The sequence below is a fragment of the Sphingobium fontiphilum genome (assembly GCF_014196635.1).
GTDB lineage: Bacteria > Pseudomonadota > Alphaproteobacteria > Sphingomonadales > Sphingomonadaceae > Sphingobium > Sphingobium fontiphilum.
In genome coordinates this window covers 522052-541548 of record NZ_JACIEB010000001.1, presented here as the reverse complement: position 1 = coordinate 541548, position 19497 = coordinate 522052, and the positions used below count along the sequence as shown (strand labels likewise).

Here is a 19497-nt window from a genome sequence, read left to right as displayed (position 1 = left end):
CCGGCGGGGCGGAACGCTAAATCCCCTTGCCAGCGCCCGCGCGCGGTGCCAACGCGGGGGCCGGGTTCCCCATAAAGATAGCGCGTCGTGACAGTGTCCAAGGAAATCGTGCGGCTGCGGCTGTATCTGCTGTGCCTGCTGGGCGACATGGCGGTGCTGCTGGCGGCTTTCACCGCCGCCAACCTGGCGGTTCTGGGCGATTTTGCGGGCGAGCCGGGCAAGCCCCATGGCGTCATCATGTTCGCGATGCTCGCGCCGCTCTATGCGCTGCTGGCGGTGCAGGGCGGCGCTTATGGCATCAGCACGCTGGACAATGTGCGCGCGGGCGTGCGGCGGGCTTTGTGGGCGCTCATTCAGGCGGCGTTGCTGATGCTGCTGATCGTCTATTTCGGCAAGATCGCCGAGCGGCTGTCGCGTCTGACCTTTGCGGTCGGTTTCCTGCTGTCGGCGGGGGGCATCGCGGTCGTCCGGCTGGTGGTCGCGCGGCTGGCGGTGCGGGTGCTGGGCGAGGTGCCGCATCTGACCGCCGTGATCCTGGACGGCGTGGACATCAGCGTCGGGCCGCATGTCGATCTGATCCATGCCGAGCAGGCGGGGCTGCGCCCTTATGGCCATGACGCCGACATGGCGGCGCGGCTGGCCGCAGCCGTCGGCATGGCGGAGCGGGTGGTCGTCGCCTGTCCGCTCGAGCGGATGGACGACTGGTCGGTGGCGCTCAAGTCATTGTCGGCGCGGGGCGAGATCATCGTGCCCGAATTGCTGCGCTTCGCCCCGGCGCGGGTGGACGAGTTCGAGCGGCAGCCGACCATTGTCGTGGCAGGCGGGCCGCTGCATTTCCGCGACCGCATCATCAAGCGATTGTTCGACGTGGTGTTTGCCGGCGCCGCCACGCTGGCCTTGTCGCCGGTGCTGATCGCCGCCGCGCTGGCGGTGAAGCTGACCAGCCCCGGCCCTGTGCTGTTCCGCCAGCCGCGTCTGGGCCGCGACGCCCGCCCGTTCCAGATCTACAAGTTCCGGTCGATGCGCGCCGACCGCAGCGATGTGAAGGCCGATAAACTCACCCGCCGCGACGATGACCGGGTGACCGCGGTCGGCGCGTTCCTGCGCAGGACCAGCATCGATGAACTGCCGCAATTGCTGAACGTGCTGCGCGGGGACATGAGCATTGTCGGCCCGCGCCCCCACGCCGCCGCCGCGCGGGCGGGGGAAAGCCTCTATTGGGAGGTCGATGCGCGGTATTGGGAGCGGCATTGCATCAAGCCGGGGATGACGGGGCTGGCGCAGGTGCGCGGGCATCGCGGCGCGACCGACGATCATCAGGACCTGATCGACCGGCTCCAGTCGGACCTGGAATATGTGACCCACTGGTCGATCCTGCGCGACATTCGCATCATCCTGGCGACGTTGCGCGTGCTGGTGCACGACAAGGCCTATTGAGCGGATGATGGCGGACATCATACTTAGCCTGATCCTGCTGGGTTCGTTGATCGGGCTGGCGTGGCCGTTTCTGCTCTATCCGCTGATCCTGCGCGCGCTGCCGACGAAGGGCGAGCATCCGGTCGCGGGGCCGACGCCCACCGCCTCGCTGCTGTTCTGCGCCTATAATGAAGGCGCGGCGATGCCCGAGAAGCTCGACAATTTGGCGATGCTGAAGGGGCGCTATCCCGGTCTGGAGATATGGGCGTTCGACGACGGGTCGAGCGACGACACCGCCGCGCAGATCATGGCGCGCGGCGATCTGGTCAGCCTGGTGCGCGGGCCGGGGCGCAGCGGCAAGGCGCATGGCATGAAGCAACTGGCGGCGCGGGCGCGGGGCGACGTGCTGATCTTCACCGACGCCAATGTGCTGCTGGATGGCGAGGCGGTGGAGCGGCTGCTCGCCCGCTATGCCGACCCGGCGGTCGGCGGCGTGCTGGGGTCGCTCCATTATCTGGGCGATGGCGAAAGCGCGACGGCGGCGGTGGGTTCGCTTTACTGGCGGATCGAGGAAATGCTGAAGGACGAGGAATCGCGCACCGGCAATGTTCTGGGGGCGGACGGTTCCATCTTTTCCATCCGGCGCGACCTTTATCCCGATTTCCCCGACACGGTGCTGGACGATTTGACCGTGTCGATGGCGGTGGTCTTTGCCGGCAGGCGGCTGGTGAAGGCCAAGGACGTGATCGCGCGCGAGAGGCTGGTGGCGGCGCGGGGCGACGAATATCGGCGCAAAGTGCGGATCGCCGCGCGCGCATGGCACACCCATGGCCATTTGCGCCCGCAATTGCGGCGCATGGGGGCGCTCGACCGGTTCAAATACGCCTCGCGCAAGATGGTGCGCTGGTTCGGCGCGCTGTTCCTGTTGAGCGGCGGGCTGGCGGCGATGGCGCTGGCCTGGCGGATTGCGCCCTGGCTGGCGCTAGCCTTGCTGGCGGCTGGCGGCGGGGCGGTGCTGGCCGGAGTCCTGATGCGGCGCGGGCCGCTGGCGGCGATCGTCGACATCGTGATCGCCTATGTCGCCACCCTGCAAGGCGTGGCGCGGGCGATGCGCGGCAATACGTTCGCCGTGTGGAACCCGGCCAAGTCGCGTTGATCCCCCCTCGCAATGCGCGGCGCTTATAGTATAGGCCGCGCTTTGGACCTGCGGTGCGGGAGAAGCGCGTGATTACCTTTCAGCGGGCGGCCAAGGCCGTCGGCAAGCATGTGTCGCGAACCGGCCTCAAACTGCGGGCGGCGCTGGGCGCGAAGGCGACGCGCGCCTGCCCGGCCTGTGGCGCCGATGTCGTCGGCTTTTTCCGCTATGGCGACAATGCGGAATGGGGTTGCCCCAAATGCGGCGCGTCGCCGCGCGAGCGGTTGATGAACCACCTGATCGACAGCGGCCGGCTGGTCGTGCCGCAGGGCGGGGCGATATTGCACATGGCCCCCAATGAAGCGAGCCTGGTGCGCCGTTTCGCCGCCGCTGCGGGCGACTATGCGCCCGCTGACCTCGACCCGGCGCGTTACAGCGTGCCCGGCATGGCGAAGGTCGACCTGATGGCGCTGGCCGACGAGGCGCGGTTCGACCTGTTCTACGCCAGCCATGTGATGGAGCATGTGCCCGACGACATGGCCGTGCTGCGCAATATCCGGCGCGCGCTGAAACCGGGCGGCGAGGCATGGCTGATCGTGCCGCTATGGGCGAAGCCGACCGAGGATGGCAGCTACGCCATGCCCCCGCGCGAGCGTGAGCGGCGCTTTGGCCAGTGGGACCATGTCCGCCAATATGGCCCCGATTTCGCCGACCGCATTCGCGCGGCGGGATTTGAGCTGGAGGAACTGGATGCGGGCGGGGTGGAGCCGGTGATGCGCCACCATCATGCGCTGGACGAGCGCGTCTATCGCGCGCGGCGGCCCATCGGCGCATGAGCCTGCTGGCCCGGATGGAGGGATCGGCGCGCATATTGGCGGGCGTGAAGCTGGCCAATGTCGCGCTGGTGCTGATCTGGGGCTTTGCCGTCACCTATGTGTTCGTGCGGGTGTTGCCGCTCGACGAATTTCGCGCCTTCCTGTTGCTGGTCGCGTTCGGCAATTTCACCGTGTCGGCCGAGTTCGGGCTGACCAGCATCCTTTATGCGCGGCTGCGGCGGCACTGGCTGAAGGGTGCGGACGATGATTTCCGGCCGGAAGAGCTGGGCGTGCTGATGCTGATGCTGCTGGCGTTGATTGTGCTGGGCGGCCTGGCCGTGGGGATGGCGCTGGCGGGCGGATGGCTGACGACGGGGATGCCGCTGCTCTTTGGGCTTTTTTTCCTGTCGGCCTGCCTCAACCTGCCGGGCCTGCTCGCCAAGCGGGCGATGGCGGCGGTGGACGCCAATCTGGCGTGGGAGGGGATCGACTGCGCGCGGCGGATGGCGACGATCAGCCTGCTGATGGCGGCGCTGGGCGGGCTGGACATCACATTGTCGGTGGCGTTGCAGATCGCGGTGGCGCTGATCGCGCTGGCGCTGGCGCTGGCGATATTGCACCGGCGGCTGGCGATGAGCGGGCGGCACTGGATGGCGTGGCATGTCGGCGGCGGCCATGTGCGCGACCGCTATCTGCGCGACATTGCGTTGTCGGCGGCCTTCACCCTGTCGGAAATCATCGCCTATAACGGCCCCTATTTCCTCATCACCTTGGCGAGCGACGCCGCCCGGCCGCTGTTGCTGTTCGATTTTTTCTTCAAGATGTCGCGGGCGCTGTCGATGACGGTGCGGGCATTGGTGGAGGCGGCCTTGCCCCGCGCGACGCGGGCCTATCAGGCGGGGGATGCCTTGCGGTTTCGCCAGATCGTCGCGCGGGCGCTGGCCGGCGCGGGGGTGATGGCGGCGGGGGCTGGCGCGGGCCTGTTCCTTTTTGGGCCATGGCTGTTTTTCGAACTGTTCGACGGCAAGGCGGCGATCGGCATGGGCGAGATCGCGCTGATCGTCGTCGGCCTCGCTGCGCTGGCGGTGATGTGCGTCTCCGTCTATCTGCAATCGGCGCTGGGGCGGTTCGGGCATTTGCTGGTCCGGTCGTTGCCATTCCTGGCGGGCTCGTTGCTGGCGGTGCCGCTGGCGGCGATGGTCGGCGGGCGCTTTGACGACGCATTCCTGGCCTTTTACGCGCTCGCGCTGCTGATCGCGGCGGCCATCCATGCGGTCTCGCTGCGCGCGCTGGTGCGGAGCGTTGCGCGATGAAGGTGGCGATGGTCGACCCGTCGCTGTTCACCGGGCGCTATGACGACAGCCTGTGCGCGGCGCTGGCGGCGCAGGGGGCGGCGGTGACGCTGCTGGGTCGCCCGATGCGCGCGACCGATGCGATAGAGCCGCAGGGCTATCGCTATCGCCCGCGCTTTTTCCGCTGGTCGGAACGGGCGCGCGGGTTGCTGGGCGAGGGGGCGGCCTTTCGCATCGCCAAGGCGGCGGAATATGGCGCGACCTGCCTCGCCGGATCGCTGCGCGGCATGGCGGACGCGGATGTCGCCCATTTTCAGTGGCTGCCGCTGGCCCCGGCCGACAAGCATTTGCTGCGCCGCCTGTCGGGGCGCACGCGGCTGGTCCATACGGTCCACAATGCCGACGCCTATCATGCCGATGCCGGGGTGCAGGGGCGGGGCTATGCGGCGTTGCTCGACCGGTTCGACGCGCTGATCGTCCATGGCGACACGACGCGCGAGGCGCTGCTGGCGCGGGGCGTGGACGAGGCGCGGCTGCATGTCGTGCCGCACCCGCCGATGCGGCTGGCGCGGGCGGCGGCGGCGGACATGGAGGCGGCGCCCGATCCGCTGGCGCCCCGGCTGCTCTTTTTCGGCACTATGCGCCCCTATAAGGGCGTCGATCTGCTGGTCGCGGCCTGCATCGACCTGTGGCGGCGGGGGCACCGGTTCGAACTGATGCTGGCGGGCAAGCCGTTCATGGATGTCGCGCCCATCATCGCCAGCGTCGAGGCGGCGGGGTTCGGCCATAATCTGCTGACCGATTTCGGGTTCCTGCGCGAGCAGCGGCTGGACGCCCATATCCGCAAGGCCGACCTGCTCGCCTTCCCCTATCGCCATATCGATTCGAGCGGGGCGTTCCTGTCGGCGCTCCATTATGGCAAGGCGATGGTGACGTCGGACGCGGGCATGTTCGCCGCCCTGCCAGAGGGGGTGGCGGCGCGCGTGCCGGCGGGCAATGCGCCCGCGCTGGCGGAGGCGATGCTGCCCATGATCGAAAGCCCCGCGATCAGGCTGGCGGTCGGGGCGAGCGCGCGGCTATATGGCGAGGCCCTGAGCAACTGGAAGGACACGGCCCTGAAGACGATGACGGTGTATCGGAGCATATTGGGCCGATGAGCGACAATCGTTATGCGCGGGAACTGGCGCAACGCTGGCTGGCGGTTCGGCTGGCGGTGGCAGGCCGCGTCCATCAATATCCCGAAATCCTGTCGCTGCGGCGCTTCCTGTCGGCCTTTGCCGTCGACTGCGTGATCGACGTCGGCGCGAACCATGGCCAATATGCCACCATGCTGCGCCGCGATGTCGGCTTTGCGGGCGCGATATTGTCGTTCGAGCCGAACCCGGAGATTTTCGGCGGGCTGGCAAAGCGGGCGGCGGGGGATGCGCGCTGGCATCTGTTCAATATCGCGCTGTCCGATTTCGACGGGACGGCGAGCTTCAACATCATGGCGGCCGACCAGTTCAGCTCGCTGGAAAAGCCCGCGCAAGGGCAGGACGCGATCTTCGCTGAACGCAATGTGGTGACGCGCAGCGTCGACATGGCCTGCCGCCGTATCGACACGCTGATCCCCGAACTGGCGGCGGCGCACGGGTTCAGGCGGCCATTCCTGAAGATGGACACGCAGGGCCATGACCTGTCCGTCTGCGAAGGCGCGGGCGCGATGATCGGGCAGATGGCGGGCGTGCAGACCGAACTGGCCGTGCGGCCGATCTATGAGGGCGGGACCGGATATCGGGCGATGATCGAATGGTTGGAGGCGCGGAATTTCGCGCCATCCGCCTTTTTCGCCAATAACAAGGGGCATTTCCCCCGGCTGGTCGAGATGGACGGCATCTTCGTCAATCGCGCGCTGCTGGCGGGCGAATGAGCGCACGGGGTGTCGATCCGCGCCGGGTGATGCTGGCGGGGGCGCTGGCCATCATCCTGTGGGCGGGCGGCGCATTTTTGTGGCACCTGACGTTCGGGCGCGGGCTGTCGCTGGCGGTGATCCTGTTCCTGGGGCAGGATTTTCCGGCGTTGCTGGCGGGCGCGATGGCGCTGGCGCTGGCGGCGCCGTTCGTGATCGGGCGGCGCGGCGGCGCGGCGCTGGCGTTCCCCGCGCCCAACGCGCGCACCGTGCTGCCGTTGATCGCGTTGATGGCGCTGGCGGCATGGGCGGGCCATTATCTGGTCTTTCAGGATTATATCCTGTCGCGCGACGAGGAAGTCGCGCGTTTCGCCGCCGCTTACATGAAGGACGGGATGATCGGGCGGCCGATCCCGCCCGAATGGCAGTTGTATCGCCGCGCGATCATGCCGGAGTTCTTCTCGCCCTTTGGCGCGGGGCGTTACTGGACGGCGGCCTATCTGCCGGTGAACAGCGCGGTGCAGGCGATTTTCTGGCGGCTGGGCGACCCGGATGTCGCCTCTCCCGTTATGCTGGCGGTGGGGTTGGGCGCGCTGTGGCGGGTGGCGCTGCGGCTGTTTCCCGCTCAGCCGGGCGCGGTGTGGGCGGCGCTGATGATGGCGTTCACATCCAGCCAGTTGTTCGTCACGGCGATGACGCCCTATGCGATGACCGGCCATTTCGCGCTCAACATGGTCTGGCTGGCGCTGGTGCTGCACGGGCGCTGGTGGAGCCATGGCGCGGCGGGGCTGGTCGCGCTGGTCGCGGCGGGGCTGCATCAATGGCATTTCCCGCCGATCTTCATCGCGCCCTTCATCCTGTGGATGCTGCTGGGCCGCAAATGGGGGCAGGCGGCGTTTCATGTCGCGGTGCTGGCGGCGATCGTCATCCTGTGGGCGAAAATCTGGCCCGCCTTCCTGATCGACCAGCTTGGCCCGGCGACCGATGTGCGGCCGAGCGCGGGCGTGGCGGACAAGGTCGGCAGCCTGTTCGACCGGCTGGCCGCCAAATGGCAGCCGCTGGTGAATATCAGCCGTTTTGTTGCGTGGAACAATCTGTTGCTGTTGCCGCTGGCGGTGGTCGGCGTCGCCGGCATCGACTGGCGCAAGGCGTTGCGGGGGCGGGACATCGCCCTGCCGCTGGCCTTGGGCGGGATGGCGGGGCTGGGGCTGTCGCTGGCGCAGGGCTATGGCTGGGGGTTCCGCTACGCCCATGGCTTTATCGGGCCGCTGTGCCTGCTCGCCGCCATGGGCTGGACGCGGTTGCGGCCGGACCGGGCGGCGCGGACATTATGGGCGGGGTGCCTGATCGCGCTGGGCATGGCGGCGTTCCTGACGATGCGGGCGCATGATTTCGTCGCGCCCTATGCCGCCAGCCACCGGATGATCCGCGATTCAGGCTATGACGTGGTGCTGATCGACCCGCGCGGCGGCCTGTTCGTCACCGATCTGGTGCGCGGGGACGATGGCCAGCCGGGGCTGCCCATTGTGATGAACCTTGGCATGTTGCGGATGGAGCAGGTCGAGATGCTGTGCGCCAATTATTCGGTGGCGTTGTTCGACCGGGCCGAGTTCCGCCCGCTGGGCGTGCCGCTGGCGCGCTGGAGCTATGGCCGCCCCGATGCGCTGCGCCACCGCATGGCGCGGCTGGGGTGCGAGAAGCGGCCTTTCTGACGGCGAATTACTCTTTCGCCGCCTGCCCCTTCACATAGACGCGCTTGCCGCCGATCCAGGTTTCTAGCACCTGCGTGCCGCGAATGTCGGCGGGTCGGGTGTTGGAAATGTCGCGGTCGATGAGCAGGAAATCGGCGCGCTGGCCCGGTTCCAATGATCCGAACCGCTTTTCGGCAAAACCGGCATAGGATGCGCCGCGCGTGAACGCGGCCAGCGCTTCGGTGAAGCTGATCCGCTGCTGCGGCATCCAGCCGCCAAGGGGCTCGCCCTTTGCGTCCTCGCGCGTCATTGCGACGGCGATGCCGGGGAAGGGGTTGGGGCTTTCCACCGGAGTGTCGGAGCCGAAGGCGAGCGGCACCCGATTGTCGAGCATCGAGCGCCAGGCATAGGCGCCCTTCAGCCGCGCCTCGCCCATGCGGGCGGTGGCCATGCGCCAGTCCGACGCTTCATGCACGGGCTGCATGGAGGCGATGATGCCGTTGCGGGCGAGGCGGGGCAGGTCGGCCGGGTCGATGATCTGCGCATGTTCGATGCGCCAGCGGCGGTCGCCGCCGTATGTTTCGGCCAGTTCCTCGATCGCGCCGAGCAATTCGGCATTGGCCGCGTCGCCGATGGCATGGACGGCGATCTGGAAATTGTCCATCGCCGCCCGGCTCATCAGGTTGCGAAGCTGGGTGTCGCCGATCATCGGCAGGCCGCGCTGGCCCGGCGCGTCGGCATAATCGGCCTTGAGCCAGGCCCCGCGCGACCCCAGTGCGCCGTCGAGCAGCAGCTTCATGCCGTTGAGGCGCAGATGATCGTCGTAAAGCCATGGCGTCGGCCCCGGCCCGCCGATGGTGATGAGATTGTCGAGGCCAGCCGCATAGGCCATGATCCGCACGCGCAGCGCGCCGCGATCGGCCGAACGGCGGAACGCCTGCCAGTCGTCGATGCTGGTCCCCATGTCGGCGATGGCGGTGATGCCGGTGGCGAGCAGCGCCTGTTGCGCCTTTTCCAGTGCGATGTCGCGATCCTTGGGCGCGGGCGGGGGAACCACGCGGGTGACGAGGTCCATCGCCTTGTCGACGAAGATGCCGCTGGGCTGGCCGCCCGCCATTTCGATGCGGCCGCCCGCTGGCGCCTTGCTGGCGGCGGTGATCCCGGCGGCCTTCAGCGCCGCGCTGTTCGCCCAGCCGGCATGGCCGTCGACGCGCTCCAGCCAGACCGGAATGTCGCCCACGGCGGCGTCGAGTTCGGCGGCGGTGGGGAAGCGGCCAAGGCCCCAGACTTCCTGGTTCCAGCCCGTGCCGACAATCCATTTGCGGCCGGAATTGGCCCGCGCATAGGCGCGGATCTTTTCCTGCGCCTGCGCCAGCGACGTCGTGTCGGACAGGTCGAGCGTGATGAGCGACAGGCCAAGGCCCATGACATGGCCATGCGCGTCGATCAGGCCGGGAATCAGCGTTTTGCCCAGACCGTCGAGGCGGAAGCTGTAGAGCGGCGCGGGCGGCGCTTCGGGATCGCCCTTGCGCCGTTTCTTCGCGCGTTTGGGCGGGGCGGGCTCCTCGACCTTGCCCTGCACCAGCTTTTCCACCTTGCCATCGTCGCTGATGAGCATGGCGTTGAAATGTTGCAGCTTGCCGTCGGCGCCGACGGTGATGCCGTTGACATTGTCCACGAGGCCCGTGGCGAACGCGGGGACAGGCAGGGCGAGTGCGGAGATGGCCGCCAGCACCGCGGCCCTCATGCGCGGGTGATCCGGCGGACGAGCGCGCTGGTGTCCTGCCGGTTGCCGCCCAGCGCCTGCACATCGGCATAGAATTGGTCGACCATGGCGGTGACGGGCAGGGTCGATCCGTTGGCCCGCGCTTCTTCGAGCGCGAGGCCCAGATCCTTGCGCATCCAGTCGACGGCGAAACCGAAATCGAACTGGTCGGCGGCCATTGTCTTCCAGCGATTGTCCATCTGCCAGCTTTGCGCGGCGCCGCCCGATATGGCTTCGAACACCTTGTCGAGATCAAGCTCGGCCGCCTGGGCGAAGCGCAGCGCTTCGGACAGGCCCTGAAGCACGCCGGCGATGGCGATCTGGTTCACCATCTTGGTCGTCTGGCCCGCGCCCGCGCCGCCGACATGGACGATGCGCGCGGCATAGGCCTGCATGACGATCTTTGCCGCCGTCACCGCCGGCTGCGTGCCGCCGCACATGATCGACAGCCTGCCGTTCTGCGCGCCCGCCTGACCCCCGGAAACCGGCGCGTCGACGCTGTGGATGCCGCGACTTTCGCCCTCCACGAACAATTGCCGGGCGATGCGCGCCGACACGGTGGTGTGGTCGATGAACAGGCTGCCCGGCTTCATCGCGCGAAAGGCGCCGTCGCGGCCCAGCGTCACGGCGGACAGGTCGTCGTCGGTGCCGACGCAACTGATGACGATGTCGGCCTCCTCCGCCGCCTTGGCCGGGCTGGTCGCGACCATGCCGCCATAGGTTTCGATCCAGGCCTTCGCCTTGCCGATGGAACGGTTATAGACGGTCAGGCTGTGGCCAGCCTTCGCCAGATGGCCCGCGACGGGGCCGCCCATGATGCCAAGGCCGATAAACGCGATATTAGCCATATGTCCCGCATGGATAGGAGGTGAGCCTTCGCCATAGGGCCACTTTTCCGCCAGTGCCAGTTTCTTCGTCGCCAAATTTACGCTAGGTGCCGCCGCCATGAACACGCTCAGCAAGATCGAGAGCAGCCTGCCGCTGCCCATATCCGTCGACGACATATTGGCGGCGCGGCTGCGCATTGCGGGCGCCATCGTCCATACGCCGACGCTGATCAGCCAGACGCTGTCGACTATGCTGGGCTGTAACGTGTGGCTGAAGTTCGAAAACCTTCAGTTCACCGCCGCCTACAAGGAGCGTGGCGCGCTCAACCGGCTGTTGCAACTGGACGAGGCGGCGAAGGCCAAGGGCGTGATCGCCGCGTCGGCGGGCAACCATGCCCAGGGCCTGGCCTATCATGGCAAGCGTCTGGGCGTGCCCGTGACCATCGTGATGCCCACGACCACCCCCACGGTGAAGGTCATGCAGACCGAGGGTCATGGCGCGACCGTGGTGCAATATGGCGAGAAATTCGACGATGCCTATGCCCGCGCCCGCGAGCTGGAGGTCGAGCAGGGGCTGACCTTCGTCCACCCGTTCGACGAACCGGCGATCATGGCGGGGCAGGGCACGGTCGCCATCGAAATGCTGGAGGATGCGCCCGCCATCGACACGCTGATCATCCCGATCGGTGGCGGCGGCCTGTTTTCGGGCATGGCGACGGCGGCGCGGGCGATGAAGCCCGACATCCGCCTGATCGGCGTGCAGGCCGAACTTTATCCGTCCATGTATGATTATATCAAGGGCGAGACCCTGGCGTGCGACGGCGATACGCTGGCCGAGGGCATCGCGGTCAAGCAGCCGGGCGAACATACCCGACGCTTTGTCGAGCGGCTGGCCGACGATGTGCTGCTGGTCAGCGAGCGGCGGCTGGAGGAATCGGTCAGCCTGCTGCTGCAAATCGAAAAGACGGTTGTGGAGGGCGCGGGCGCGGCCGGGCTTGCCGCGCTGCTCAGCCATCGCGAGCAATTTGCCGGGCGCAATGTCGGGCTGGTGCTGACCGGCGGCAATATCGACACGCGCCTGCTGGCCAATGTGCTGCTGCGCGATCTGGCGCGGTCGGGGCGGCTGGCGCGGCTGCGCATCCGGTTGCAGGATCGGCCGGGGTCGCTGTTCCATGTGGCGCGCATATTTGACGAGCAGCAGGTGAACATCATCGAAGTCTATCACCAGCGCGTTTTCACATCGCTGCCCGCCAAGGGGCTGGTGGCGGAGATCGAGTGCGAAACCCGCGATCGCGCGCACCTCACCCGCCTGATCGACGCGCTGATCGACGGAGGATATGAAACGTCGCTGATCGAATCGGCCTGAAATTAAACGCGGCAGCGACTCGTCCGGTCGGACTTTTCTGCTGTCGCGTTACCTTTCGTGGTAAACGGTCTTTTCACGGGCGCGAGCGGGCGGCATAGTCGCGCGATGATGCAGCGGGATTCAGCCTTTATCGGGGAGACAGGCGCGTGACGGCACCCTTTCGGTTTCCCCGTTTCTTCGTCACCAATCCATCGCCATGCCCCTATCTGCCCGGGCGCAGCGAGCGCAAGGTGTTCACCGAATTGTCGAGCGGCAACGCGACTGAACTGAACGATGCGCTGGGTCGTATCGGTTTTCGTCGCAGCCAGAATGTCGCCTACCGTCCAAGCTGCATGGAATGCACCGCCTGTGTTTCGGTGCGCGTGGTGGCCGACGAATTTCGTCCCAATGCGACGCAGCGCAGGCTGATCCGCCGGAACGAGGATCTGCTCGTCACATCGTGCAAACCCTGGTCGACCGAGGAGCAGTTCGCGCTGCTGCAACGCTATCTGCGCGCGCGCCACCCCGGCGGCGGCATGACCGAAATGGACGAGATGGATTTTGCCGACATGGTCGAGCAGACCCCGGTCGAAACCAACGTGATCGAATATCGCGAGCGTGGCGAGGGCGGTCGCCCCGGCCGTCTGGTCGGCGCCTGCCTGACCGACCGGCAGGGTGACGGGCTGTCGATGATCTACAGCTTTTTCGATACGGAATCGCCCGAGCGCAAGGGGCTGGGCAACTATATCATCATGGACCATATCCTGCGGGCGCGGGATGCGGGCCTGCCTTATGTCTATCTGGGCTACTGGGTCGAGGGGTCGCCGCGGATGCAATATAAAGTCCGCTATCGCCCGCTCGAAAAGCTGGGCCGGGGCGGCTGGACCCGTTTTGAACCCGACGAGCAGAACAGCGCGATCCGCGAAGCGACTTTGCGCGATGAACCGCCGCTGACGGTCGAACTGGCGGGCATTTTCCGGAAATAGCGGGCAAGACGGGAGTCATGCCCAATATCAAAAGACCCGGCTCCTTGTGGAAGCCGGGTCTTTTGATGGCATGGCCCATGGTTCAGCCGCAAAGCAACGACGACGCCCGGCCGGCGCCGTCCCGCCTTATGGCGTCATTCGCCCGCGGATTCTTCCGCCGCGGATGCTTCCGCCGCATCTTCTTCAACCGGCGCTTCGGGCTCGGCAGGCTTGACCAGCTTGCCAAGGACGGGCTTGGCGGCATCGCCGTCGAGCGTCGAGAAAGCCAGCTTGAACAGGCAGATGCCCAATTTCCGGGCGTCGTCATTGTCGCCGCGCTCCTGCGGCGACATGGTGCCCTTTACATGGAAGCCAAGCATGAAGAAGGCGGAATTGCTGCCGGTCAGGTCGACTTCGAAGCTGACGACGCCGATGGTGTCGCTGCCTTCGTCCAGCGTGAAACTATAGTCGACCGGCACGTTATTGACGGAGATCAGCCCTGATTCGGGCAGGCAGGACCGATCAAAAATGGCCAGCTTTGCATCGATGCGGACCTTGCAATCAAACATGCGCGGCAGCAGTAGGGAACTGTTGATCCCGGGCCCCGACCAGCGCCAGCTGGTATCGCCCGACTCTTCAAGGTCGTACCAGCCAAGGCTGAGAACGCTGTCGTCGATGGGCAGGATGAAGCTGTCATAGCTGAATTCGCGGAAAATTTCCGTCGTTTCGCCCAGCGCGATCGAATAAGCCTGCAGCGGATCGCGATAATCCCAATCCTTGGTCAGGACCAGTTGGTCGCGGCCCAGAACCGCCGATTTCAGAGCGAAAATATCAGCCTGCGCCCGCGCCAGTTGCTTGATGAGCAGTTGCAGGAAAATGCCCTGGCCGTCAGCCTGCGCCAGATAGAGCGGCACAAACGGCAACAGCATATTCTCATAACGCTCGGCAAGATTGGTCATAAGATATTCGCTTTCCGATGTCGGACGGTTCAAATCGATCCATGCATCGGCCACAGCGGCAAGCATTGCGCTGGACTCGATGTCGGCTGTGTTCTGGTCGACGGAGTCTTCGGGTATCATAACGCCTCTCTACTTCTTTTCCGCGACGGGAATATCGGTGTCAATCTGATTGAAATTCCAGAAGCTGCGCAACGCAATGCGCAGACGATTGGGCTTGCGCGGCACGGTCAGCTTGTCCTTGGCGCTGACACTGACAATCGGGGCGAGCGTGCTGCGCCAGAAATCCGGCGCCATGAACGCATCCTCGATACCAATGAAGCCCTCTACCGGGTCGGTTTCGGTTATGCGCTGCTCCATTGGTTGGCGCAGCAGGAAATGGCTGGGAATGCCGAAATAGGGGGATTCGACGCCCACCGACGAACTCATGGTGACGAGCTTCGTGACTTCCGGCGAAGCCAGGAAGCCATAGGCGTTGCCGGTCACCATCCGCAAATTGGGCACAACGCTTTGGATCAGCATCGTCGCCGGATTGGGCGCAAGCGGGTGCTCCTTCACCAGCAGCTCGCTATGGTCGCTGGCGATCCTGGCGATTTCATCGAGATAATATTCGCACGACACGAATTCGCCGTTGCGGATCTGGGTCTGGTCATACCAGGTCTGCATGATGAGCAGAGCCGAATTGGGCTTGAGCTCCAGAGTCTGGGCGCGGGCGGCGCTCGCGCTCTGGATGCCGGCCATCAGGCGGATATAATTCTGGTCGATGCGATAGCCGAACAGCTTTTCCTGAATGGCCGGAATATTCGACCGAATCGCCAGGAAAATATCGTCGAGAAAGCGCACCGGGTGGATGGTCGCCGAAATGAGCGGAATGCCGCGCCGCGTCAGATAATTTTCGATCGACGGGGGAATTTCGAAGCCGACCACCAGACTGTCGCCGAACATGCTGTCGATCAACGCCTCTATGTGCGGCGGCAGGGAAGGGAGGTCGTGGATGCGCGCCCAGCTCTGCAACGACAGGTCAAGGCCGAAATGGCGGTAATAAGCGCGCACGTCGGCAGTGGTCAGTCCGCCATCAGCGACGGAATCGACGCCCCAGGAGATGACCGATTGCGGGAGGCCCGTGGCCATGGCCAAAGGCGCTGACAGCAGGTTCTGGAGCCAGCGGATATTGTTATGCTGGGTCGGCCGCGTTCCTGCGGCATTTGGCCTCAGGAAGTCGCCGGAAAACACGACCCTTTTGATGTTTGGCTTTGTCACGGTCAATCAACCTGCTCTTGAAGCTTGAATCGCGGCGTCGGGCGCATATCCGGCATAGGTCATGCCCATGCCGCCGCCTGCGTTCCGGTTTCGATAAATCGCTGAAGCGGCGAATAGGCCGCGTTCTCGCCCAGTTCATTGTCGATGAACCGGGGAGCCAGACGGGCGGCGACCCTGCGGGCGTCCGCGCTGGCCGCGAAATGGCGGATGGCGCCCAGAAATTCCAGCCGGCTGTTGGCGACGACCAGACCGGCGCCGAGCGCCCCTTCCAGGCCGGCTGCGCCTTCCACCGTGGTGATGCAGGGCAGGCCTGCCGCCAATGTGTCGATGCATTTGATCTTGATGCCGCCGCCCACGAACACCGGGTTGATGGCGATGTCCGCGTGGCGCAGGAACCAGCCCATATCGTCCTGCTGGCCATGTTTGACCACACCGTCGGGCACTTTCGGGAAGGAACTGCCGACATGCCCTACGACATCGAGGATGTAGCCGTCCTCGATCAGCATTGGCCACACCTGGTCCAGGAACCAGCGCAGTCCCTCGATATTCGGGGCTGAATTGGCGCCGACAAACAGCAGCCGCTTGCCGTCGCCGATCGGCTTGCCATCCTTGGCGGTGACATGAACCGAGTGCGGGGTGTAGATGACCTTGTTGTCGTGCACATAGCTTTTGAGCGTGCTGACGTCCGCCCGGCTGATCGCCATCACGCGATCGAAGCGGTTGAGCAGGTCGCGTTCGTCGGAATGGCTGATCTCGATCCCGGCCTTCAGCCCCGCGCGGCGCAGGCTGACGGTGCGGGCCGACATGACATCGTGCATGTCGAGAATGGTGGTGACCGACGACGGGCAGCCATCGAGCAGATAAGCCAGGCGAATATATTCGAGGATCACCGCCTCGCTCTTATTCTCGCTTAAAAAAGCCTTGAACGAAGAGACGAAATCGTCGGGCGCTGGAAATTTCTTGAAGAATTCGCGGTTGGAAACGCGCTTGTGGAACCGGATCCGGCGACCTGAATATTGCTTGTAACTGACCATTTTGATATGGCCCAGCGCGACCTGGTTCAATTGCACCCTGATGTTGCCGGGCAGGGACTTCAGGAAGAAAACGGTCAGATCATTATGTTGCGCCAGAAACCGCACCAGATTCTGAATGCGCATATGGCTGCCATATGAATTGCTCCAGAAAGCAATGTCGGTAACCAGCGTGATTTTCTTCATCGAATTCATCGAATAGTCCCGAACGATGTTGATCTGGTGAGGGCGGCAAGCCAGTGCGCCGCCAATTTCAGTCGCCGATATGTTTCGAGTGGGTCAATAGCCGCAGGCGAGCCGATAAATATACGCGATGCGCAAGGCGCAGCGGCCGAAACCGCCTGCAACTTTCGCCGGTCAGCAAGGCGACATTCCAGCCAAGTGATTGGCAGCATCAAAACTGTCACATTCCCCCTGGCTTGCATCATCCCCGCATCGAAGATTTTTCACTATTCGTTCGAATCTCCAATGCTTTGTAACAAGCATATCTCGTCGGGCAGTTCAACCGCGCGTGATGGAATATTTGTGCGGTAGCGAAACGAAACCTATTGGTTGCGCCATGCCGTGATCGGGCCATTATCGATCGCAGCCCCAACCGGCAAATGCACAATAATTTCAAATGAATAAGGAAGCCTCCCTGGCGCGGCCCGGTGGCGCGCGGCGATGCGCAGATGGCTGGGCCCGAGGGGCTGAACTGTCCCGGTTCGGTAATCCGCCCCATTTTCGCGACAGCCGACTATCGGCGGGAGAGAGCCGATCGCGGGATCGTCACGCGCGATGGGTCGGCACGCGGTCAAATGGGGTCATCCCGCTCGCGGCCCGGATAGGTGGAAACAAGGCCCCCCAAAGCCTGCCGTAGCGGCATCAGCCATGGATCATAATGGCGCCACTGGTCCATGCCCTGGGTGAAGATGGGCTGGCGCACCTGTTCGGAGCTGGCGGTGCGCACGGCCCGGTCATTTTTGTAGAATTCCAGACATGCCGGTTCGAAGGGCAGGCCGAGATAATCGAGAAGCCGGCGCACCTCCCGCTCGGTATCGCTGACCATGGCTTCATAAAATATGCGGTGCACGGCGCCGGGCGCGGCCGCGTCATAGGCGGCCATCAGGGCGGCATAGTCGCTGTAATAGCGTCCGATGTCGGCAAGGTCGTAGGAAAAGGTCTGGCCCCGCGCAAAATGCTGTTTCCAGCCCGAAAAACAGCAGGACAGGGGATGCCGCCGGGCATCGACGATTTTCGCATTGGGCAGGATCAGCCGGATCAGGCCGACATGCTGCCAGTTGTTGGGCATTTTGTCGACAAAGCGGGGGCGGTCGCTATGTCGATGGATGCGGGTGCGCTCCAGATACTCCTCGCCCAGCCGCAGCCGGTCCGCCGGTGTCAGTGAGGCTATGATGGCGGCGAAATCGGCAAATTCGCCATCGTCCACCCGCGCCTGAAGGCGGCTGGCGATCATCATCATGTCGGGCAGTTCCATCGTGCCTTCCACCTGACTATGGCTGGCCAGTATCTGTTCGATGAGGGTCGAGCCGGCGCGCGGCAGGCCGACGATGAAGATGGGGTCGGGCGCCGGGCACCCGCCATCGCCCATGCTGGCGATGAACGGCGCGGTGAAACAGGCGGCGGTCGCCCTGACCTCGGCGGAAAAAACGTCGGCGTCGTGTCGCACCATGGCCCGGCGCAGGCGATTGCCAAGGTCGTAATGCCGGAAGGATGCGGCATAGTCCCTTGCGTCCTCCAGCGCCTTGCCCAGCGAGAAATGCAGGTGGAAAATATCCTCCTGCCGGTCGGGCGCGTTGGCGGTCAGCGACGTCAGCGCCTGTTCCATCGTGGCGATATCGGCGCTGTCGAGCCTGACGGTTTTCAGGTTGGCGAGGCTCCACCATGCCTCGCCCATGGTCGGCTGATAATGCACCGCCTGCCGATAGGCGTGGACGGCGTCGGCCTGTTTGCCCAGGGTCTTGAGCGCATGGCCGAGATTTTGCCAGATCTGCGGTTGCGCGGGCTGTTGATCGAGCAACCGGCGATAAATGTCGCTGGCCTGCTGCTGGTCGCCCAGGCGCACGAGGACGGAAGCGCGCAACAGGGCGTGGCCGGGATTGCCGACGGGCGAATGCGACAGAATGTCCGCATGGCGCATGGCTTCGGGCAGTTTGCCGCTCTGCAAAAGCAGCCGGACCAGAAAATCGCGGGCCATGTCGAAACCCGGGGCCAGGTCCACCGCCTGCTCGACCAGGGTGAGCGCGTCCGAAATGTCGCCGCGACGCCAGTAAATTTCGCCAAGCAGGCGGATGGCGGGCGGGTCGTCGGGCTTGCGATGCAATCGCGCGGACAGCAGCGCTTCGGCCTCGTCCATCCGGCCTTCGTTCATTTCGACCGCCGCCTTCAGCAGATCGGGATCGCGGGACGAGGCGTGGACGCCGGACAGGTCGGCGCGCCATGCCTCTTCCTCGCGCCCGAGCCTGCGCAGTTCGCGGCCCAGCAGAAACCAGCCGTCAGCGACGGCCGGCTGTTGCCGGGTCAGGTGGATGAGGGCGTTGGCGGCCTGCTGGCAGTCGCCCGCCTCGCTCGCCACCTGAGCCAGTTCCCACCAGACGGCGGGCACGCGCGGCTGATCCCGCGCCAGTCCGGCCAGCAGCGCAAGCGCGGCGCCAAGGTCGCCGGTCCTGCGCAAGGCCTGCCCTTCGATCATTCGGGCATGGGGGTGGCCGGGCGCCGTTTTCAGGATGGTGCGGGCCAGTCGCAGGGCGGCGGGCGCATCGGATTCCAGCAATCCCGCCGCCTTCATCAGGGATTGGGCGAGGGAAGCGCCGGTCGCCATGCCATGATTATCCATGGTGCGAGGCGCCGGTATTTCCGGGAATGGAAAGCAGGCGAAAGGCGCTGTTCTTCAACCTTGGGCTCCACGACAGGGTTGGTCATGTTCTGCACTGCAACAATGATATTGACAACCGTTGATTCGCTGGCATGATCCGAATTCGGACATATGTTCTAGATTCGGCTTATCCTTCATAAGCCCTTGTTTTTATGAATATAAATGACCGATTCAGGTCATATTGCGTTTGTGTCGATTGCCCGGCCAGCAAGCGCGAGCCACGCGCATGGCCTTGT

15 protein-coding genes are annotated in these 19497 nt (G+C 65.1%); 9 read left to right on the top strand and 6 right to left on the bottom strand.

What is annotated here, in order from left to right:
- The first annotated feature begins 147 nt into the window (after window positions 1–147).
- From GGR44_RS02460 to GGR44_RS02430, 7 genes are all read left to right on the top strand, one after another.
- A complete protein-coding gene (locus GGR44_RS02460; RefSeq protein ID WP_183954219.1) occupies window positions 148–1437 on the top strand; it encodes an exopolysaccharide biosynthesis polyprenyl glycosylphosphotransferase in 1290 nt (429 codons plus the stop codon).
- A gap of 7 nt (window positions 1438–1444) precedes the next feature.
- Complete coding sequence (locus GGR44_RS02455; protein WP_183954218.1) at window positions 1445–2572, top strand: glycosyltransferase; 1128 nt, start codon at window positions 1445–1447, stop codon at window positions 2570–2572.
- A gap of 68 nt (window positions 2573–2640) precedes the next feature.
- Entirely contained in the window at window positions 2641–3387 is a 747-nt protein-coding gene (locus GGR44_RS02450; protein ID WP_183953834.1) for a methyltransferase domain-containing protein, read from the top strand.
- Complete coding sequence (locus GGR44_RS02445) at window positions 3384–4679, top strand: hypothetical protein (RefSeq protein ID WP_183953833.1); 1296 nt, start codon at window positions 3384–3386, stop codon at window positions 4677–4679. The genes GGR44_RS02450 and GGR44_RS02445 overlap by 4 nt, the downstream gene beginning before the upstream one ends.
- The gene (locus tag GGR44_RS02440) at window positions 4676–5815 is read left to right on the top strand and encodes a glycosyltransferase family 4 protein (RefSeq protein WP_183953832.1); all 1140 of its coding nucleotides are present in this window, start codon (window positions 4676–4678) and stop codon (window positions 5813–5815) included. Before GGR44_RS02445 ends, GGR44_RS02440 begins: the two co-directional genes overlap by 4 nt.
- Window positions 5812–6567 carry an FkbM family methyltransferase gene (locus tag GGR44_RS02435; protein ID WP_183953831.1) on the top strand — a complete coding sequence of 252 codons (756 nt, stop codon included), beginning with the start codon at window positions 5812–5814 and terminating at the stop codon, window positions 6565–6567. The genes GGR44_RS02440 and GGR44_RS02435 overlap by 4 nt, the downstream gene beginning before the upstream one ends.
- The gene (locus tag GGR44_RS02430) at window positions 6564–8258 is read left to right on the top strand and encodes an MFS transporter (RefSeq protein WP_183953830.1); all 1695 of its coding nucleotides are present in this window, start codon (window positions 6564–6566) and stop codon (window positions 8256–8258) included. Before GGR44_RS02435 ends, GGR44_RS02430 begins: the two co-directional genes overlap by 4 nt.
- 7 nt (window positions 8259–8265) lie before the next feature.
- Here the strand turns inward: GGR44_RS02430 and GGR44_RS02425 are convergent, their stop codons facing one another.
- Window positions 8266–9984: an amidohydrolase gene (locus tag GGR44_RS02425; RefSeq protein WP_183953829.1), complete on the bottom strand. Its 1719-nt coding sequence runs from the start codon at window positions 9982–9984 to the stop codon at window positions 8266–8268.
- Window positions 9981–10850 (bottom strand): NAD(P)-dependent oxidoreductase, encoded by an 870-nt coding sequence (locus GGR44_RS02420; RefSeq protein WP_183953828.1) that lies wholly within the window; start codon window positions 10848–10850, stop codon window positions 9981–9983. Before GGR44_RS02420 ends, GGR44_RS02425 begins: the two co-directional genes overlap by 4 nt.
- A 97-nt stretch (window positions 10851–10947) precedes the next feature.
- Here GGR44_RS02420 and GGR44_RS02415 point away from each other — a divergent pair, with 97 nt between their 5' ends.
- Together GGR44_RS02415 and GGR44_RS02410 are read left to right on the top strand one after the other, a co-directional pair.
- The gene (locus tag GGR44_RS02415; protein ID WP_183953827.1) at window positions 10948–12195 is read left to right on the top strand and encodes a threonine ammonia-lyase; all 1248 of its coding nucleotides are present in this window, start codon (window positions 10948–10950) and stop codon (window positions 12193–12195) included.
- Window positions 12196–12341: 146 nt separating this feature from the next.
- Window positions 12342–13160 (top strand): arginyltransferase, encoded by an 819-nt coding sequence (locus tag GGR44_RS02410; protein ID WP_183953826.1) that lies wholly within the window; start codon window positions 12342–12344, stop codon window positions 13158–13160.
- A 134-nt stretch (window positions 13161–13294) separates the two neighbouring features.
- Here GGR44_RS02410 and GGR44_RS02405 read toward each other — a convergent pair whose 3' ends face one another.
- The 4 genes from GGR44_RS02405 to GGR44_RS02390 form a co-directional block, all read right to left on the bottom strand.
- The gene (locus tag GGR44_RS02405; protein ID WP_183953825.1) at window positions 13295–14218 is read right to left on the bottom strand and encodes a hypothetical protein; all 924 of its coding nucleotides are present in this window, start codon (window positions 14216–14218) and stop codon (window positions 13295–13297) included.
- A 9-nt stretch (window positions 14219–14227) separates the two neighbouring features.
- On the bottom strand, window positions 14228–15226 hold the full coding sequence (locus tag GGR44_RS02400) for a hypothetical protein (RefSeq protein WP_183953824.1): 999 nt from the start codon (window positions 15224–15226) through the stop codon (window positions 14228–14230).
- Window positions 15227–15414: 188 nt separating this feature from the next.
- Window positions 15415–16572: a glycosyltransferase gene (locus tag GGR44_RS02395; RefSeq protein ID WP_183953823.1), complete on the bottom strand. Its 1158-nt coding sequence runs from the start codon at window positions 16570–16572 to the stop codon at window positions 15415–15417.
- A gap of 607 nt (window positions 16573–17179) precedes the next feature.
- Window positions 17180–19222, bottom strand: a complete 2043-nt coding sequence (locus tag GGR44_RS02390) for a tetratricopeptide repeat-containing sulfotransferase family protein (RefSeq protein WP_183953822.1) — start codon at window positions 19220–19222, stop codon at window positions 17180–17182.
- Window positions 19223–19497 lie beyond the last annotated feature (275 nt).